General features: G+C 69.5%; 2 protein-coding genes. One reads left to right on the forward strand and one right to left on the reverse strand.

Annotated elements, in window-relative coordinates:
• Positions 1 to 359 (reverse strand): SH3 domain-containing protein (locus tag KVT44_RS61370; RefSeq protein ID WP_368857620.1); only part of this gene is annotated, 359 nt, incomplete at its 3' end.
• Here KVT44_RS61370 and KVT44_RS59725 point away from each other — a divergent pair.
• The coding region (locus KVT44_RS59725) for a hypothetical protein (protein ID WP_254651239.1) at positions 271 to 476 on the forward strand (206 nt) is incomplete at its 3' end. The two genes, KVT44_RS61370 and KVT44_RS59725, sit on opposite strands and share 89 nt — an antisense overlap.

The following is a 476-nucleotide window of genomic DNA, read 5'->3' on the forward strand; positions in this document are numbered from 1 at the left end:
AGGCAAACGCCGCGGGGGACCCCAACTCCCGGAGCCCACCCAGACCCTCCCCGCCCTGTCCCCGTACCAGACCCCCCCCACCCCGCCGACACCGACCCCCCCGTCACCCACGACGACCCCAACTGCGACCCACCCGCAGACGACCACACATGCACCGCCCGCGTCACGAACATCGCCTTCGGGGCCCGTGCGACCAACGCCGACGACAACACCCACCCCGTCGAGCTCCCCGACCTGACCGCACGCCACGACCCATCGGAGTCCACCACCGTGACCTCCGACCCCGCAGCCAACGTCATCACCGCAGCACTGTTACCCGTCAACGCCGCCCGAGCAACAACCTTCGACTTCACCTGCATCTTCGACGTCACCGGCAACGACGGCTTCGACGACGACAACCGCGACGAATCCACCCACCCCGACACGGACCCCGCCGTGACCTTCGTCCACGCACCCTGCGTAGCCACCGCCGACAC

Source organism: Streptomyces sp. GbtcB7, from assembly GCF_019091445.1.
In the GTDB taxonomy this organism is placed as follows: Bacteria; Actinomycetota; Actinomycetes; order Streptomycetales; family Streptomycetaceae; genus Streptomyces; species Streptomyces mirabilis.